At 72.2% G+C, this 16,828-nt stretch carries 17 protein-coding genes; 6 read left to right on the forward strand and 11 right to left on the reverse strand.

What is annotated here, in order from left to right:
- Window positions 1-14 precede the first annotated feature (14 nt).
- From GXP74_RS22075 to GXP74_RS22115, 9 genes are all read right to left on the reverse strand, one after another.
- Window positions 15-1,280: an MFS transporter gene (locus GXP74_RS22075; protein WP_255528256.1), complete on the reverse strand. Its 1,266-nt coding sequence runs from the start codon at window positions 1,278-1,280 to the stop codon at window positions 15-17.
- Window positions 1,277-2,617: a diaminobutyrate--2-oxoglutarate transaminase gene (gene ectB / locus GXP74_RS22080; protein WP_182452980.1), complete on the reverse strand. Its 1,341-nt coding sequence runs from the start codon at window positions 2,615-2,617 to the stop codon at window positions 1,277-1,279. Before ectB ends, GXP74_RS22075 begins: the two co-directional genes overlap by 4 nt.
- 45 nt (window positions 2,618-2,662) lie before the next feature.
- The gene (gene folE, locus GXP74_RS22085) at window positions 2,663-3,268 is read right to left on the reverse strand and encodes a GTP cyclohydrolase I (RefSeq protein ID WP_225448101.1); all 606 of its coding nucleotides are present in this window, start codon (window positions 3,266-3,268) and stop codon (window positions 2,663-2,665) included.
- A complete protein-coding gene (locus GXP74_RS22090) occupies window positions 3,269-3,898 on the reverse strand; it encodes a 7-carboxy-7-deazaguanine synthase QueE (protein WP_255528142.1) in 630 nt (209 codons plus the stop codon).
- Window positions 3,899-4,048: 150 nt separating this feature from the next.
- The gene (gene queD, locus GXP74_RS22095) at window positions 4,049-4,411 is read right to left on the reverse strand and encodes a 6-carboxytetrahydropterin synthase QueD (protein ID WP_182452981.1); all 363 of its coding nucleotides are present in this window, start codon (window positions 4,409-4,411) and stop codon (window positions 4,049-4,051) included.
- Window positions 4,412-4,458: 47 nt separating this feature from the next.
- Window positions 4,459-5,127, reverse strand: a complete 669-nt coding sequence (locus tag GXP74_RS22100; protein WP_182452982.1) for a 7-cyano-7-deazaguanine synthase — start codon at window positions 5,125-5,127, stop codon at window positions 4,459-4,461.
- Window positions 5,124-6,464: an ATP-grasp domain-containing protein gene (locus tag GXP74_RS22105; protein WP_182452983.1), complete on the reverse strand. Its 1,341-nt coding sequence runs from the start codon at window positions 6,462-6,464 to the stop codon at window positions 5,124-5,126. Before GXP74_RS22105 ends, GXP74_RS22100 begins: the two co-directional genes overlap by 4 nt.
- Window positions 6,461-7,249, reverse strand: a complete 789-nt coding sequence (locus GXP74_RS22110; RefSeq protein WP_182452984.1) for a class I SAM-dependent methyltransferase — start codon at window positions 7,247-7,249, stop codon at window positions 6,461-6,463. Before GXP74_RS22110 ends, GXP74_RS22105 begins: the two co-directional genes overlap by 4 nt.
- 42 nt (window positions 7,250-7,291) lie before the next feature.
- Window positions 7,292-8,272, reverse strand: a complete 981-nt coding sequence (locus GXP74_RS22115) for an isopenicillin N synthase family oxygenase (RefSeq protein WP_182452985.1) — start codon at window positions 8,270-8,272, stop codon at window positions 7,292-7,294.
- A gap of 781 nt (window positions 8,273-9,053) precedes the next feature.
- Between GXP74_RS22115 and GXP74_RS22120 the strand changes: the two genes are divergently transcribed.
- Window positions 9,054-10,856 (forward strand): DUF6528 family protein, encoded by a 1,803-nt coding sequence (locus tag GXP74_RS22120; protein WP_182452986.1) that lies wholly within the window; start codon window positions 9,054-9,056, stop codon window positions 10,854-10,856.
- A gap of 94 nt (window positions 10,857-10,950) precedes the next feature.
- On the opposite strand, the gene GXP74_RS22125 is transcribed toward GXP74_RS22120, so the two are convergent.
- Window positions 10,951-11,652 carry an NAD(P)-dependent oxidoreductase gene (locus GXP74_RS22125; RefSeq protein ID WP_182452987.1) on the reverse strand — a complete coding sequence of 234 codons (702 nt, stop codon included), beginning with the start codon at window positions 11,650-11,652 and terminating at the stop codon, window positions 10,951-10,953.
- 120 nt (window positions 11,653-11,772) lie between these two features.
- On the opposite strand from GXP74_RS22125, the gene GXP74_RS22130 reads away from it, so the two are divergent.
- The 5 genes from GXP74_RS22130 to GXP74_RS22150 all read left to right on the forward strand — a co-directional run bounded on the left by GXP74_RS22130 (window position 11,773) and on the right by GXP74_RS22150 (window position 15,440).
- Window positions 11,773-12,486: a TetR/AcrR family transcriptional regulator gene (locus GXP74_RS22130; RefSeq protein ID WP_182452988.1), complete on the forward strand. Its 714-nt coding sequence runs from the start codon at window positions 11,773-11,775 to the stop codon at window positions 12,484-12,486.
- A gap of 149 nt (window positions 12,487-12,635) precedes the next feature.
- Complete coding sequence (locus tag GXP74_RS22135; RefSeq protein WP_182452989.1) at window positions 12,636-13,055, forward strand: hypothetical protein; 420 nt, start codon at window positions 12,636-12,638, stop codon at window positions 13,053-13,055.
- Between the two features lie 128 nt (window positions 13,056-13,183).
- Complete coding sequence (locus tag GXP74_RS40790; protein WP_225448102.1) at window positions 13,184-13,903, forward strand: LysR substrate-binding domain-containing protein; 720 nt, start codon at window positions 13,184-13,186, stop codon at window positions 13,901-13,903.
- A 24-nt stretch (window positions 13,904-13,927) separates the two neighbouring features.
- Entirely contained in the window at window positions 13,928-14,458 is a 531-nt protein-coding gene (locus tag GXP74_RS22145) for a DUF4232 domain-containing protein (RefSeq protein WP_182452990.1), read from the forward strand.
- A 73-nt stretch (window positions 14,459-14,531) separates the two neighbouring features.
- On the forward strand, window positions 14,532-15,440 hold the full coding sequence (locus GXP74_RS22150; RefSeq protein WP_182452991.1) for a GNAT family N-acetyltransferase: 909 nt from the start codon (window positions 14,532-14,534) through the stop codon (window positions 15,438-15,440).
- Window positions 15,441-15,496: 56 nt separating this feature from the next.
- On the opposite strand, the gene GXP74_RS22155 is transcribed toward GXP74_RS22150, so the two are convergent.
- The gene (locus GXP74_RS22155; RefSeq protein ID WP_225448103.1) at window positions 15,497-16,792 is read right to left on the reverse strand and encodes an RNA polymerase sigma factor; all 1,296 of its coding nucleotides are present in this window, start codon (window positions 16,790-16,792) and stop codon (window positions 15,497-15,499) included.
- Window positions 16,793-16,828: the final 36 nt, after the last annotated feature.

The raw sequence follows: 16,828 nt of genomic DNA on the forward strand, positions 1-16,828 counted from the left end.
GTCCGCCGCGCCTCTCAGCGCCGAGCGGTGGGGGCTTCTATCGCGGGGGTCAGTGCCCAGGCGATGGCGGCGGCGGTCAGCAGGGTGGCCCACAGGGCGGCCGGTCCGGCGGTCAGCAGGCGGGTCAGCAGGGTGGGGGTGACCACGGCGGCCAGGCTCCAGCTGGTCTGGTTGAGTGCGAAGTAGCGGCCCCGCAGGTGCGCCGGGGCCAGGGTCGCCACCAGGTCGGTCAGGACCGGTGAGCAGACGATCTCGCCCGCCGTGTAGCAGGCCAGGCCGGTCGCCAGGGACAGCGTGGTCCAGACGGCGCCGCGCGGCGGCGCCGCCGCCCAGAACAGGGCGAAGGAGACGGCGAACAGCCCGGCCGCCAGCCGCAGCAGGCGGGCGGAGCGGTGCACGCGCAGGAACTCGGTGAGGGGGGTCTGCAGGACGACGACCAGGGCGGTGTTCGCGGCGAGCAGCGCTCCGGCGACCCAGGCGGGCTGGCCCAGGGACCTGGTGACGTAGACCGCCAGGATCAGCGGCGGTCCCAGCAGGCACAGCACGAACAGCACGGTGGCGGCGTTGAGCGCGGCGAAGCGGCGGTCCGCCAGGACCTGGCGGTAGCCGCGCGGGGCCGGCGCGGGTGGCGGAAAGGCCGGTGGGGCGGGTTCGGTGGCGGCAGCGGGTGGGTCGTGGGGGTGCCAGTGGCTCAGGAGCGCGGCGGCCAGCAGGAAGCTGGCGGCGTTGGCCGCCGCCAGTACCCGGCCGTCGGTCGGGGAGGTGTCCGCGGCGAGGGTGGAGGAGAGCAGGGCGCCGACTCCGGTGCCGAGGTTGCGCACCGCCCGCAGCAGGCCGAACCAGCGTCTGCGGTCGTCCGGCTCCCAGACCTGGGCGACCAGTGCCCCGTTCGCCGCCCAGAACAGGTTCTGACCTGCGGTGACCAGGAACCCGAAGGCCGCGATCCGCTCGGCGGAGTCCGCCTGGAGGTACCCGAGGAACCCGGCCGCCTGGGCGAGGTTCGCCAGTACCACCGAGCGGTGGGCGCCGAGTCGGTCCACCAGGGGGCCGAACAGGGCGGAGCACGGCAGGGCCAGGGCGGCGGCGGCCGACAGGGCGAGGCCGATCACCGGCAGTGACACGCGGGTGGTGTCCAGGAAGTACAGCAGCGCGTAGGGCAGGAACAGGCCGCTGCCCAGGCTGTCCACCAGCGCGGCGGTCAGCAGGGGTCCGGCGCCGCGGGCCCGGGGCAGGCCCAGGCGTTCGCGCCGGGCCGGACCGGCGGCGGCCGGGCCGCTCAGGACTCCCCCGGTCGGTTCCGCGACGGTCCGTACTGCCTCGGGCCGAGGCTGCGTGCCGGGCCGGGGGCGGGCGGCGGGCCGAGCACGGCGGTGGCCGCGGCGGTGAGGATGTCCAGGCCCTCGTCGAGGTCGTCCGGATCGGCGGTGAGCGGGGGCAGCAGCTTGACCACGTCCTCGGCCGCGCCGGAGGTCTCCACCAGCAGTCCGCGTTCGAAGGCCGCGGCGCAGACCCGCGGCGCCGGGCTGGGTTCGCCCGGGGCCGGAGCGGCCAGGCGCAGGCCCAGGGCCAGGCCGCGTCCGCGCACCTGGGCGCCGGTGTGCGGGAACCGGTCGGCGAGGGCGGTCAGCGCGGTGCGCAGCCGTTCGCTGTTGGTCCGTACCGAGTTCTCCAGGGCGTTGTCGCTCCAGTAGCCGCGCAGGGCGCAGGCGCCGGTGACGAAGGAGGGGCTGACGCCGCGGAAGGTGCCGTTGTGCTGGCCCGGGCGCCACAGGTCCAGTTCGGGTCGGATCAGGGTCAGCGCCATCGGCAGGCCGTAGCCGCCGATCGACTTGGACAGGCAGACGATGTCGGGGGTGATGCCCGCGTCCTCGAAGCTGAAGAAGGCGCCGGTGCGTCCGCAGCCCATCTGCACGTCGTCGATCACCAGCAGGATCTCCAGGCGACGGCAGACGGCGGCCAGGTCGCGCAGCCAGGCGCGGCCTGCGGCGTGCAGTCCGCCTTCGCCCTGGACGGTCTCCACGATGACGGCGGCGGGCCGGTCGTAGCCGCTGCCGGGGTCGGTGAGCAGCCGTTCCAGCAGGGCGGGGGTGTCGCCGCTGCCCGGGTAGCCGTCGTAGGGCAGGGTGGTGGCACAGGTCAGCGGCAGTCCGGCGGCGGCGCGTTTGGCGGCGTTGCCGCTGACGGCCAGCGCGCCGAGGGTCATTCCGTGGAAGGAGTTGGTGAAGCTGACCACCAGGTGCCGCCCGGTGGCCAGCCGGGCCAGTTTCAGTGCGGCCTCGACGGCGTTGGCGCCGCCGGGGCCGGGGAACACGACCTTGTAGTCGAGCCCGCGCGGCTTCAGCAGGACGTCCCGCAGGGCCTGCAGGAAGTCGGCCTTGGCGGTGGTGAACATGTCCAGGGCGTGGGTGACGCCGTCGCGGGCGAGGTAGTCGAGCAGGGCGGCCTTGAGCAGCGGGTTGTTGTGGCCGTAGTTGAGTGCTCCGGCGCCGGCGAAGAAGTCCAGGTAGGGGGTGCCGTCGCGGGTGTACAGGCGGCTGCCGGTGGCGCGGTCGAAGACCACCGGCCAGGCCCGGCAGTAGCTGCGGACCTGTGATTCCAGCGCGTCGAAGATGGTCATCGGGCGGGTCCGTTTCCTGGGGGCCGGGTCAGCTGGGGCGCGCCGTCAGCGGTGGAGGAAGGTGAGGAGTTCGTCGCGGGCCGGGCCGGTGCGGGCGAAGTCGCCGTGGATGGAGGTGGAGGTCATCCGGGCGTCGGTCTTGATGCCGCGCATGGTCATGCACAGGTGTTCGCCGTGGCCGACGACGGCGACGTCCTGGCTGCCGGTGATCTCGATGACGTCGGCGGCGATGTCGGCGACCAGGCGTTCCTGCAGTTGCAGCCGGTGCGCGTGCTGGTGCGCGATGCGGGCGAACTTCGAGAGCCCCAGCAGGCGTTGGCCGGAGCGGTAGGCGACGGTGATCGAGCAGCTGAACGGCAGCAGGTGGTGTTCGCACAGGGACCAGACCTGGATCCCGGAGACCAGGACCAGTTGGCCGGTGCTGGTGCTCTCGAACAGGGTGGACACGGTGCCCGGGTCGTAGTCGGTGAACTCCCGCCACCAGCGGGCGAATCGCTCGGGGGTCTCGCGCAGGCCGTCGCGGTTCGGGTCCTCGCCGATCTCCTGGAGCAGCCTGACGGCGAGCGCGATCAGCGGGTCGGGTTGCGGCTCCTGGGTGCGGTCGAGGTCCAGTGCGGTGGTGAGGGCCTCGGATTCCACATCGGTGCTCACTCAGACGCCTCTTTCCTGTCCCCAGATCAAGATGTGCAGTCGGGTGGTCAGGTTCCAGCCGCGGTCGACCACCGCCGCCACCAGGTTCCGCAGGTGCTCGTTGACGTGTTCCGCGTGCTGCCCCTCGGGCATGATCCACACCGGTTCCAGGGCGAAGCGCCGCACCAGGTCGGCGACCTCGTCCAGGTCGGAGCGGTCGCGGCAGACGAACTTGAAGGCGACGTCGGGGGTGGCGGCCAGGGCCCGCAGTGCGGCCGGTCTGATCCGCCGGTCCAGGCGGACGCCGGAGTGCGCCAGTTTCGGCGAGACGTTGAACCGCGCCCCGGCCGCCACCAGGGCCCGGTGCGGAGCGAGCGTGCCGTTGGTCTCGATCTCGATCTCCAGGCCCCGGCTGGTGAGTTGGTCGACCAGCGGGACCAACCGGGCCTGCTGGCTCAGCGGTTCGCCGCCGGAGACCACCACCAGGTCCACGCCCAGCGCGCAGACCTGCTCGGCGACCGAGGCGACCGAGCGCCGGTGCAGCTCGGCGCGCGGGTCGTAGGCGATCTTGGTGTCGCTGGTGCCGCGCCAGTCCCAGGTGTACGGGGTGTCGCACCAGCGACAGGTCAGGTTGCAGCCGCCCAGGCGCACGAACGCGCACCGTCGGCCCAGGGAACGGCCTTCGCCCTGGACGGCCCTAGGTGGGGCCGAAGACCTCGTTGACGACGATCTGCGGTTCCACTGGCACCACCTCCACTTCCTCGATCGGGTCACCACGTCGGGGGTCGGGCGCGGTGGGGTTCAGGGGCGGAACTCGGCCCAGGTCCTGGGCGTCTCGGAGATCCGTACGGCGGACAGTTCGGGCAGCTGCCGCGCCCACAGCTCGTACATCCACCTGGCCAGGTTCTCGGCGGTCGGGTTGGCCCTGACGATGTCGTTGAGGTGCTGGTGGTCGACGGTGTCATCGATCCACCGCTTGAACGGCGCCAGGTCGCCGTAGTCTCGGACGAATCCGACCGGAGTCAACTGCTCGGCCTCAGCCGCCAGTTCCACCTCGACCAGGTAGTTGTGGCCGTGCAGCCGGGCGCACTGGTGGCCCTCGGCCAGGCCCTCCAGCCGGTGGCTGGCGGAGAACGCGAACTGCTTGCTGATGCGCAGCGTCATGCGCCTCAAATCCCTTTCCTGTGGCGGTTCCTGCTCGCGGACGGGTACTACGGCCGGTACTCGGTGGGGTCGTTCACGCCGGCGGCGATGAACGCGGTGCGCCGCTCCACGCAGGCCGCGCACAGCCCGCAGTGCGCCTCCTGTCCGCGAAAGCAGGTCCAGGTCTGCCGCCACGGGACGCCCAGCCGCTCGCCGAGCGCGACCACCTCGGGTTTGTGCAGGTCGATCAGCGGCGCCAGCAGCTCAAGTCCGGACGGGGTCTGGCCGGAGGTGGCGATCCGCTCCATGTCGGCGAAGGCCCGCAGGAACGCCGGTGAGGTGTCGCGCGGTCCCACGTCGTCGGCCATCACTCCGAACGCCACCGCCCGGCTCTGCTCGACCACCGCGATCGCGTACGCCGCCGCCAGCAGCAGCGCGTTGCGGTTCGGCACGATGTTCGGGTTGGGCCCGGCCGGGGCCCGGCCCGCGTCCGGGACCGGTACCCGCGGGTCGGTCAGCGAACAGCCGCGCAGCAGGCGGCCCACCGAGCTCAGGTCGACCTCGTCGTACCCGGCACCCAGGCGCTGCGCGGTGGCACGGGCGAAGCCGAGCTCCTTGCGGTGGCGCTGGCCGTAGTCGACGGCGAGCAGGTGCAGCCGGTGGCCCTCGGCGGCCAACTGGTGGGCCATCGTCACCGAGTCGATCCCTCCGGAGACGACCGCGAGGATCCCGCTCACCGGCCGCTCACCGAGTCGCCCGTGTCCGCGCCCGCCGGTGACACGTCGACCGGTGACACGTCGACCGGTGACACGTCGGCCGGTGACACGTCGGCCGGTGCCTCGGTTGCAGCCTCGGTTGGAGCCACGTCGAGCCGGTAGAGCCGGGCCAGGTCGCGCAGGCGTTCGGGGACCTGCTCCTCGCGGTCGACCGCGAACAGCACCACGCCGGTGCTGCTGGTGGAGTACACGTCCGCGTCGACGACGTCGCCGACGCGGCGGGTCATGGTGACCCGGAGCACCCCCGGCAGCGCCGCCAGCTGCTCCGCCGGGGTGATCGCGGTGATCCGCCCCGGCTTGGCCGGGAGCATGGAGTTGGCCACGATCCGCCGGGCGCGCCGTGGGCGCAGCGTCGGCGGCAGTCCGAGCGAGGTCTCCAGGAACGCCTGCCACAGGTCCACCCCGTACTGCAGTGCCAGGCCCTCGACCAGTCCGCCGCCCGGCGGCCGACAGGCGATCTCGCCGACCAGCAGGCCGGTTTCGGTCCGCAGGAGTTCCACGTGGGCGACCCCGGACCGCAGGCCGACGGCGGCCAGGACCTCGCGCAGCAGCGCCAGCGCCGCCGGGCGGTCGGGGTGCGTCTCGGGCAGCGGGTAGGAGCCGTTGAGCGCGCCCACGGTCCGCAGCACCGGCCCGTGGTAGCGGGAGACGGCCGCGAACAGCGGCTCGCCCTCGTGCACCACCGCGTCGCAGTGGTACTCGGCGGTCATCTCCACCAGCGACTCGACCAGCAGCGGGGTGCGCTGGGCGCGCAGCCCGGCCGAGCCAGGACCTGCCGCGAAGGCCTCGAACGCGTGCGGCGAGCGCAGCTCGACCACGTTGAACGCGCCGCCGCCGAAGCTGGGTTTGACCACCACCGGCCAGCCCAACTCGGCCGCCGCGCGCGGCACCTCGGCCAGCCGGTAGACCGGGCGGAAGGCGGCGACCGGTACTCCGGCGGCGGCCAGCGCCCTCTTCATCGCGTACTTGTTGGAGCAGGCGTTCGCGGTCTGGTAGCCGATGCCCTGCACCCCGTAGTGCGAGCGCAGCAGCCCGGAGGCGGCGATGCCCGCCTCGGCGGGAGCCAGCACCGCGTCCACCGGGCCGTCGGCGAAGACGGCGAGGGCGGCCTGGCACACGGCTGTCAGGTCGTCGACGCTGGGCACGGTCCGCACCCGCACCCCGGGCCCGTAGCAGTGGGCGAACGGCGGCTCGGTGATGACCGAGACCCGGCCGACCAGCTCGCTGGCCAGCAGCCGCGCGGGCAGCGGCTTGTAGGAGCTGAGCACGAGCACGTCGTGCGGTCCGCGGCCGGTCACGCGGCGACCGCCTTGCGGGCGACCAGCACGAACCAGTGGCGGGCCAGGTGGATGCCGCGCGGCGAGGTGGCCCGCTGGAGGAAGGTGTCCAGGCACCGCTGGTCGTCGACCGGGTCGAAGTCCTCGAAGATCGGCACCTTCCGCAGGAATCCGCGCAGGTCCTCGGCCGAGTGGAAGTACTCGTCGAAGCGGAACTCGCGCTGCTCCACCCGGAATCCGGCCCGCTCCAGCTGCTCGCGCCCCTCCTGTGCGAGCGGGAGCCGGTCCCAGCGGCCGTAGTTCTGCCCGCGGCCGAAGGCCTCCTTCAGCGCCCGTACGTCCTGTTCGCCGATGCCCAGGTGCACGACCGCGCCCCGGCCGGTGAGCACCCGGTGGAACTCCCCCGGGAACAGCGGTCCGCGCCGGGAGGAGACCACGTCCACCGAGGCGTCGGGCAGGCCGGTGGCCCGGGCGTCGCCGACCTCGAAGACCACGTGGTCCAGCCCGGACGCGGTCCGGTTGCGGCGGGCGGCCTCCAGCATCCCCGGCGACAGGTCGATGCCCCGGACCCGGGCGAACCGGTCGGCCACCGCCAACAGGTTGCGCCCGTCCGCGCACCCGACGTCCAGCAGCGCGGCACCGGCCGCGCCCGCCGCACCCGGACCGCCCAAGCTGCCCAAGCTGCCCAGTACGGTGTCGAAGTACTCCTCCGGGTCTCCTTCGGGGTAGTGCGCGGTGCGCGGCGGCCAGTCGGGGTAGCCGCCGAACTGGTCGGCCACCTTCGAGTAGAACGCGGGGTCGGTCACGGAGTCGTCGCCTCTCTCGGTCTCTGCGGTCGGGCCCGGACGTCAGGCGGCGGTCAGCGGGACGCCGAGTTTGCCCAGGATCGACTCGCCCGCCACCACCGGAGCCAGCCCCCGGCCGCCCCCCACCGGCGCGGCCAGCGGCTCGATCACGGCCTGCGGATCGGCCTCGAAGAAGAACACCAGCGAGACCTGCTCGTCGTCGGCGTCCCGCGCGCCCGGCGCGGGCACCCGGTGCCGCAGGGCCCGCCAGCGGCCGTCCGTCCACAGCTCCAGCAGGTCGCCGAGGATCACGATCAGGGCGTCGGAGTCCGGCGGGCACTCCACCGGGAACCAGCCCCGCGCCTGGTTCCACGCCTCCAGACCGCTCGTGCCGGGCTGCCGGTTGAGCAGGGTGAAGGTCCCCAGATCGGTGTGCGGGGCGTTGCGCATCCGGCCCTCGCCGACCTGCCCCCACCGCTCCAGCGCCGGGTACCAGCTCACGTTCTGCGTCCAGGTCGCCTTGCGTGCGCGGGAGTTGAAGAAGCTTCCGGGCTGCCCCAGCACAGCTGCCAGCAGTGCGTTGACCCGCCCGGCCACCCGTACCATGTGACCGGTGTAGGCGTCGGCCGCCTCCCGCAGGCGTGGCAGTTCCGCGGGCCAGCGGTTGGCCGGGTAGAACAGGCCGTCGAAGCGGGCGTCCCCGGTGCGGTGCGTGGGCCCCACGTAGAAGGACTCGTGCAGGTCGGGGGCGCTGCCGACGTCGGCGGCGTCGGGGATGCCGACGTTGCGGTGCACCTCGCGCCAGCCGTTGTCGTACTGCCCCTGGATCTCGTAGCGCAGTTTCGCCTCGCGCGGCAGCCGGAAGAACGACAACCCGGCCTCACGGAACTCCTCGCCTTCGGCGCGCGGCACCTGATGACCGGTCAGCAGGAACATCCCGGTCTCACGCAGCGCCCGGTCCACTCCCGACGCGATCGCCTCACGCCTGCCGGGCCCCGCGCTGCTCCATTCCTCCAGGTCGACGGTGGGGATCTCAGTACTCACCACTGGCACTCCTTGACGTGGCACGGCTCCCGGCAGGACCTCCCGACCGGAAAACAGGATCCGCGAAAGTCGGCGGCATACCACCGCCGGGTACATCACCAGGCACACGAACGACTGGACACGTCATTCACCGGCCCAACGGAATATGGTCTCGTTGCACGGGAATTCGGCCGGACACCGGATCGGGCCGGACTGCTGTCGCTTGATCATGGCTGAACTGCGGACGATCGACGGCAGCCGTACACTCGTCACTCTCGCCTCCCCACCAGTCTCAGCCGTGAGCAGACCCCGTGTCAACGGCGCATTTCATCCGGGTGAAAAGTCCCTCCGCATACGGAATGACCCCCATCCATGCCCCTGCTCCCGGTCGTCCCAGCGAGCCGCCGTCCGATGATCCGAACGCAGTCACGATAGCCACGGCCAATGAATACCATCATTTGTTCGGGCACGTACCCTGACCCGGGCGGCCGGTGGAGTCGCACCAGCGGGATTCCAGCGGCAGCCCACCCGGCGACGGACGCCCAGCGGCGCCGCCCCGAGGGGGCGCCAGCGAGCGGCGCCGGACTGTTCACGCGCCTCCACTCCGCCGGTCGGGCGATATGGTAGGCCGATATATCCCCTACGGGCGATGCATCCCAGTACTGCCCGCTCTGAATCCCCGCGATATACACGCAGCGGGCGACGTATTTGACGAAAAATCAGATGGATGGAACCTTCTGTTTGTCGATCAGAATGCGTGATCCATGGCGGATTCACGCACCAAAACAGATCCAGAAGGACCATGCCCACACATTTCCGACACCGCAGCCTGCTATGGCGGCTCCTGCTGACCGGTGGCACGCTGCTCCTCGTTCTCGGCGCCGCGACCATGCCCCACCGGACCAGGCCGGTCACCATAGCGGCCCAGAGCGCCGACACGAGCACGACGACCGCGGCCTACCCCGTCGTCCAGAGCGGCCCGCAGAGCATCATCCACCGGGTCCAGGACACCTGGATATCCAACGTCGACACCGTCGACCACAGCCAGAGTTCGCTCCTGCACATCGGCACCCCCGACGGCAAGACCGCATACCGCAGCTTCCTCGCCTTCGACGTCTCCAAACTGAAGGGCGCGAGCATCAAAAGCGCGTCCCTTCGGTTGTTCAATTCCGAGACGGGTTCCTGCGCGGGATGGTGGATGTACGCGTATCCGGTGAACTCCGCCTGGAACCAGTCCACCATTACCTGGGCCAACCAGCCTGCGGTGAACACCTCCAGCACCTACTCCGCCTCGTCGGACTTCGGAATAGGCGCGACCGGCTGTCCCGTGCATCCGAATTTCACCGACCCGGACTCCTCCGACGGTATCCACCGCCTCGACCTGACCGCCATGGTGACGGCATGGGCCAACGGCACGCTGCCGAACGACGGCCTGCGCCTGTCCGCGGGTGAAGAGGGCGCGGAGGCCTACAAGACCTTCTGCTCGATGAACCCGACCACCTACGACGGCAGCAACCCCTGCACCATCGCCTACAACACGCCCACGCTCGAAGTCACGTACAACACGTCGGACGCGGTGGTGGCCGCCGGCAACGCGACGACGAAGACGCTGGACTTCTACGACGGCAGCCAGCCCAGCACCTGGAACAGCACCGGTCTGCTCCAGCAGTGGGCTCCCGACGCCTACCACTCGATCAACGACACCACGCTGGTGCCGGCCGGCACCTGGAGCGGCGGCGTCGACACCAAGTTGCGTCCCGGAGGGGTGTGGGGCGGACAAGTGATGGTCACCGCCGACAACACGAGCGGGTTCGTCGGCGTCATCCCCTACCCAGCCCTCGCCGGTTACAAATGGGCGATCAATGTCGGCAACGAGACCACATCGAACGTCCACGGGGTGGAGATGATGCCGGACGGCAATGTCGCCGTCGCCCTGACCCAGACCAACCAGATCGAGGTCTTCAGTAAGGCGCAGGGAGAGGACTGGGACACCTCCTCGCACACCCCCGCGTTCACGACCACCCTCGGCAACGTCCACGAGCTCCTCTACGACCCCAGCACCACGTCCCTGTGGGCGGTCGCCTGGAACGCGCTGGTGCAGTACGCCTACGTCACCGGGACCGACTCCTCCGGCAACCCGACTGTCCAACTCGTCCAGGAGAACTCGTACCCCATCCCCAACCTGGGCACCGCGGCCGCCCAGGGCCACGACATCCAGCCCGTCTACGGCAACCCGGACCGCTTCTGGATCGCCGCCGCGAACGGGGGCGTGACCCAGTTCTCCAAGAGCGGCACCGGCTGCGCCGTGACCACCGTGCCGACCGGATGGCCCGCCACCACCAGTCCGGGGGTGGGCACCCGGTGGTGTGAGGACTACCCCGGGGCGGCGCAGATCGACAGCCAACTGAGCGTCAGGAGCATCGGAAACGATCCGGCGTCGGGGACGGTCGCGGAGACCTGGCCGGACCCGGCCCCCTCCGCCGATGACTGGACCACGCCGCAGGTGACCTTCTTCCCCTCCTCGGGCACGGCTGGGATCAACGCCTCGGTCGCCCCCACCGCCGCCTACTACCGGGCCCGCTGGCTCGTCCCGTCCTACAACTGAGCCCAAGGGGGCGGTTCCCGCACGGGAACCGCCCCCGGCCGACCACCGCTCGTGCGGACGTTCACAGCCGCTGGTCGGTCGCGGTGAGGGTCGGTCAGTAGCCGACGGTGAACCGGCGCTGGACGAAGCGCGGCAGTTCGGCCTCGTCGACCAGGGCGACCGCGGCGTCCTCCGCCGAGATCCGACTCACCCCGTCCGCGTCCAGGACGGGCTGGTCGCCGCCGGTCCGGAAGCGGCCGGTGCGCTCGCCGGGGGCGATCTGCTCGGCGGGGCTGAAGTAGGTCCACAGCCGGTTCGAGGTGCGCAGGACGTTCAGCGCGTCGCGGTGACCGCGCACCGCCGCGGCGTACTCGCGCGGCAGGCCGAGCCCGTCCAGCGCCGCGTGGAGGAGCTCCTCGCGGTCGGCGAGCACGACGCCCGGTTCGCTCTCCAGGCTGCCCGCGCCGCCGATGACGATCAGCCGGGTGCGCGGGTGGCTCTCCAGTGCCTTGAGCAGGGACCTGGCGGCGCTGGCGTAGGCGGTGGGGTCCGCGATCGAGCGCTGGAGCGTGTCGGCGAAGTCCCGCGCCGCGTTCCCCGGCTGGAACCCGCTGATCAGCACGTCCAGGCCGGGCAGGACCGCGGCCAGGCCCGCCGCGTCGAAGACGTCGACGCTCGCCCAGTCGAGGTGCTCCCGGGTGTCCTCGACCGCCGACGTGTCGCGGCTGAACGCGGTGACCCGATGCCCGCGTCCCAGGGCCTCGGTGACAACCCTGCTGCCGATGGTGCCAGTGGCTCCGATGACGCCGATGTGCATGGTTCTCCCCTTGCTCATGCCGGACGGGCGGCGCGAACCCGTTGCCTCACGCCGTTCCTGAACTATACGGCGTGAAGTTTTCGCACGGCAATCAGTAGCGCCACGCTGTAGAGTGCGTTCGTGGCAGAGACCCGAGGCACCGGACGACGCGAGCGGCTGCGCGCCGAGACGACCGCCGAGATCAAGAGCACCGCCCTGGCGTTGATGGGATCGGGCGGCCCCGACGCGATCACCCTGCGCGCGATCGGCCGGGAGATGGGCATGACCGCCAACGCCATCTACGGTTACTTCGCCACCCGGGACGACCTGGTCACCGCGCTCATCACGGACGTCTACACCGCGCTCGCGGACGCCGTCGACGCCGCCTGGGCCGCCGCTCCGAAGACCGACCCGGCAGCCGGGATCCAGGCCTGGGCCCACGCCTTCCGCGACTGGGCGCTGGCCAACCCGGAGGGCTTCCGGCTCGTGTACGGCGATCCTGTCCCCGGCTACCGGGCCCCCGAGGGCGGCGCCGCCCCGGACGCCGCCCGGCGGGTCTGCGTCGGCATCGCCGCCCTCGCGGCCGCCTCCCCGCGGAGTGTCCAACCGCCCACCGGCGAAGCCGCCTTCACCTGGGACGACTTCGACCCCGGCCTGCTCGCCAAGGTCCGCCCGGCCTTCCCCGACCTGCCACCGGCCGGGGTGGCCCTGGCCCTGCGCCTCTGGGGGCACCTGCACGGGCTGGTCGCACTGGAGATCTACGGCCACCTGCGCGCCCAGACCCTCGCACCGGACAAGCTCTTCCAGGCCGAACTCGCCCACCTGGTCCGCTCCCTGGACCTCCCCCGGGCCTAGGTCACGACCTGGCGGACGCCGGGCCGGGCCGCTGCTCGGTCGTGTCCAGAACAATTCCCAAATGGCCGTCAGCTGTGCGGATTCGGTGGTGCGCTCAGATCCCTGGGGTGCGGCCGTGGGGGCGGCCGCACGGGAGGGAGTTGTTCGTCATGGGAGGTACGGAGCGGGCCGACGGGCGGGCCTTCGTCTCGGACATCGCCCGGCGGGCCGTTGCCGCCGCGGCGTCGGAGGAACTGCCGTTCTTCGATCCGCTGGCGGCGGCCTTCTCCAAGCGCGGCGAGCTGCCGCGCGACCACCGGTACACGGACGGGACCACCGAGTCGGGGTGGGACGAGGCCGTACTGCTGATCGCCCCGGTGGCGCTGACCCTGGCCAACTCCCGCTACAACCGGCTCATGGACAACGACAGCGACGAGATCCTCACGAGCACCGGCCACGGGCTGAGCCGGGTCTGGCGCCGGTTGCGACGTCGGACCCCCGCCCCGGATGGCCGGGCTGCCCCGACCGAGCCCCCGCGGGAGTCAGCAGGACGGCTTCACAGGGCGAGCAACTACTCTCGCGGGCAATAGAGTTGGGAGTAACCGAGGAGAAGGCGCAGCCGCTGGTCGATGCCCTGCTCGTCGCCGTGGCGAGGTCGTCGCCGAGGACCGGACACCGCCGCCGGGTGCGGCGGACACGAACCCCGCAGGACCGGTGCATGGTGCACAGCGGCTACTGTACGGCGGGCGGGACGCCCGACAGCGCGCTGTGGGTGGTCGGTTCGCTGGGGCTGCTGGCCCTGGTGACCCTGCTGCTGTTCGCGCCGCAACCCCACTGGCGGTTCCGCCGCAAGCGGCTGGTGGCGGTCGAGGCGCTGCCCCCGACCGACAGCGCGGCGCCGCGGGAGGAGCTGCGGTACCTGGTCCGCATCGCCGGACTGGCCGACCGGGCACCGAGGTTCCTCATCGATCCGGCCAACCCCCGCCCCGCCGGGCGGCCCAGGCCGCCGCTGACATTGGGCACCCAGTCCCGGCGCCGGTCGGCGGCAACGCGGCCCGGGCCGCTCGGGGCGCGGGCGGGCCCCGAGGGCGTGTCAGCGGGCGCGGAGATCCACCGCGGCATCCAGGAGGGCAGCCTGGACCTGGGGCTCGTCAACTACCTCCAGGGCGACGACCTGCCGCCCGACTTCCACACCACCCAGCTGCTCAGCGGCCGCCCGGTGGTCTGCCTGCGACCGGACAGCCCGCTGGCACGGCTCAGCGCCGTCGGCGTCGCCGACCTGCTCACCAACGCAGCCGCTCGGGATCGATCCCGCCCGCGGCCCACGAGCTCCACCGCGTCTTCGTCCGACAGGCCGTCCCCGGGGGCCGGGACGGCACGCGATCATGCGCTGGTGGAACCGCGGTCGACGCCGCCGACGTCACCTGTCAGTAGGTAGTTCGTGCCGAGCTGAGGAGTAGTCATGCAGGTGTTCCCGAGGAAGTCTGTCGGCCTGAGCACAGTACTGGCCGCGCTGGTGGTCGCGGGAAGCGCGGGCACAGCCGCCGCCGCGGCGCCGAGCAGCGCGCCGCAGCGCTGCCAGACCACCGCGGTCTCGGTCTCGCTGCGCGCGCTGGGGGACCAGGAGGGGCTGGGCAACCGCGGCGAGGACCTGGTGCTCAGCAACACCTCGCACCGCACCTGCGACGTCTACGGCTACCCGGGCCTCGGGCTGCAGAACGCCGAGCACCAGGTCCTGCCGATCAAGGTCGTCTGGGGATCCACCTACTTCGCCGCCGACCCGCGTCCGCACACCATCACCCTCAAGCCCGGGCAGTCCGCCTATGCCGACGTCGCCTGGCACATGCCCTACGGCACCACGTCAGTGACCCCGTCCTACCTTGAGGTCACCCCGCCGAACGACACCACCCACGCCACCATCCGGTTCGCCCCTGGCGCGATCGACGACGACAGCATCCTGGTCACGGCCCTCACGACGCATCCGCTCGGCTGACCGCTGCGGCGGTGGCGACCGGCACGACGAAAGTGCTTTGCCCACAGGCGGCCGGACGTGCCTAAGGTACTCCGTGACTGAACTCAGCGTTCTTGACGAGACATCGATCTGGCACTCCGCTTTCCGGCGGCGCCGCCGAGCGGCGTACCTGCGGGCCGGTCTCGGCGAAGCGGCGGCCGAGCAGCTCCTGGCGACGCAGTGGGAGCGGATGGGCGAGCCGACGGTCGCCGAGATCCTGGCCGACGGGGTCCGGGTGGGCCTGGTCGCGGTGACGGCGATCGGCGGTGCGGGCAGGATCGAGGAGCTGTGGGTGCATCCCGAGCACGTCGGGATGGGCCACGAGAAGGAGGCCCGTGGCTGGGCCGAGCGCTGGTGCGCTGAGCGGGGGGCGTCCCGTGTCGCCGTCCAACTCGCTGACCCCGACCCGCTGTTCGACGACTACCCGATACGCGGGCAGAACCGGCTCAAGGTCGTGGAGACCCCGGCGGAGCTGCCCGGGGGCGTTGCCGTGCGGCCGATGACCGAGCCGGAGTACGCGGGATGGCGGGCGGTGGAGGAGGAGACGTACGTCTTCTCCATCGTGCGGGCCGGAGCGCACGACGAGGAGCAGGCCCGGCAGAAGTCCAGCGCGGACTTGGCCCAGCTCCTGCCGCAGGGGCTGGGCACACCCGGCCACTCCTTCCACGTCCTGGAGGCGGCCGGCCGCCGGATCGGCACCGGCTGGCTGAACCACGGCTACCTGCCCGGGGTGACCTTCGGCTACTCGCTCTTCATCGAGCCCGATCAGCGGGGCAGCGGCTACGGCCGAACCGCGATGGCACTCGGCGAGCGGGCGACGGTCGCGGCGGGCGACTCGGCACTGATGTTCACCGTCTTCGGCGGGAACGAGGTCGCGATGAACCTCTACACCAGCGCCGGCTACCGCGTCCTGACCGAGCACCGCTCGATCGAGCTCGGCCGTGGCTCGTCGGAGGTGCGTTGACGCACGCGGCGCGGGTGGGACACGGCGCCGTGCTGGTGGGCTCCACAAGGGCCGCCCTAGGCTTCCGGCACGCCCTCCGGGCCCGGTGTCTCCCCGCAGGCCTCGGCGCGGGCGAGCAGCAGGGCGCGCTCGCGCTCGTTGCGGGTGAGCGCCGCCGCCCGCGCGAACTCGGCGCGGGCCTCGGCGGGGCGGCCCAGTCGGGCCAGCAGGTCGCCGCGCACACTTGGCAGCAGGTGGTAGTTCCGCAGCGCGGGTTCCGCGGCCAGCGCGTCCACGATCGGCAGGCCGGCTTCCGGGCCCTCGGCCATCGACACCGCCACCGCCCGGTTCAGCTCCACCACGGGCGAGGGCGCGACCGCCGCCAGGCGGCCGTAGAGGGTGGCGATCATCGCCCAGTCCGTCTCGCGGTAGCGCACGGCCTGCGCGTGGCAGGCGGCGATCGCCGCCTGGAGGGCGTAGGGGCCCGGCGCCGTGCCCACCGCTGACGCCGTCGCGCTCGCGCGTTCCAGGGCGGCGAAGCCGCGTCCGATCAGCATCCGGTTCCAGCGGGTCCGGTTCTGGTCGGCGAGCAGAACCGGCGCGCCGTCCGGTCCGGTGCGGGCCGCCGTACGGGAGGCCTGGATCTCCAGCAGCGCTACCAGTCCGTGGGCTTCGGGCTCCTGGGGCATCAGCGCGGCCAGCACTCGGCCCAGCCGGAGCGCGTCCTCGCACAGGGCCGGGCGCAGCCAGTCGTCGCCGGCGGTGGCCGCGTAGCCCTCGTTGAAGATCAGGTAGACGACCTCCAGCACCGAGTCGAGCCGGGCGGGCAGCTCGGGCCCCGCGGGGACCTCGAACGGGACGCCGGCTCGGGCCAGTGCGCGCTTGGCCCGGACGATCCTCTGGGCCACGGTCGGCTCGGGGACCAGGCAGGCGCGGGCGATCTCGCCGGTGGCCAGGCCGCCGAGCAGCCGCAGCGTGAGCGCGACGCGGGCCTCGGCGGAGAGCACCGGATGGCAGGCGGTGAAGATCAGCCGCAGCAGGTCGTCGTCGATGTCGTCGACGTCGACCGGTTCGGGCGGCGGGACGTCCTCCAGCGTCCGGCCGACCTCGGCGAGCTTCCGCGCGTAGGTCTCCCGGCGACGCACCAGGTCGACGGCGCGGTGCTTGGCCGTGGCCGTGAGCCAGGCACCGGGACGGTCCGGGACGCCCGTTGTCGGCCATTGCTCCAGCGCCGCGACCAGGGCGTCCTGGGCGAGTTCCTCGGCGATGCCGACGTCCCGCACGATCCGGGCGACGACGGCGATGATCCTTGCCGACTCGATCCGGAACACCGCTTCCACCGCGTCGGCCGCGGTCCCGCCCGTACCTGCCACAGCCGCTCATCAGAGCAGCTGGGCGACGTCCGGGCA

Origin of the sequence: Streptacidiphilus sp. P02-A3a (genome assembly GCF_014084105.1) — a bacterium.
GTDB lineage: Bacteria > Actinomycetota > Actinomycetes > Streptomycetales > Streptomycetaceae > Streptacidiphilus.

What these genes read in the sequence shown, in the direction of transcription:
- GXP74_RS40790 (WP_225448102.1), top strand. Translation starts at nt 13,184, where the DNA reads ATGGTGCACAGCGGCTACTGTACGGCGGGCGGGACGCCCGACAGCGCG.
- ectB (WP_182452980.1), bottom strand. Translation starts at nt 2,617, where the DNA reads ATGACCATCTTCGACGCGCTGGAATCACAGGTCCGCAGCTACTGCCGG.
- GXP74_RS22145 (WP_182452990.1), top strand. Translation starts at nt 13,928, where the DNA reads ATGCAGGTGTTCCCGAGGAAGTCTGTCGGCCTGAGCACAGTACTGGCC.
- GXP74_RS22135 (WP_182452989.1), top strand. Translation starts at nt 12,636, where the DNA reads ATGGGAGGTACGGAGCGGGCCGACGGGCGGGCCTTCGTCTCGGACATC.
- GXP74_RS22125 (WP_182452987.1), bottom strand. Translation starts at nt 11,652, where the DNA reads ATGCACATCGGCGTCATCGGAGCCACTGGCACCATCGGCAGCAGGGTT.
- queD (WP_182452981.1), bottom strand. Translation starts at nt 4,411, where the DNA reads ATGACGCTGCGCATCAGCAAGCAGTTCGCGTTCTCCGCCAGCCACCGG.
- GXP74_RS22120 (WP_182452986.1), top strand. Translation starts at nt 9,054, where the DNA reads ATGCCCACACATTTCCGACACCGCAGCCTGCTATGGCGGCTCCTGCTG.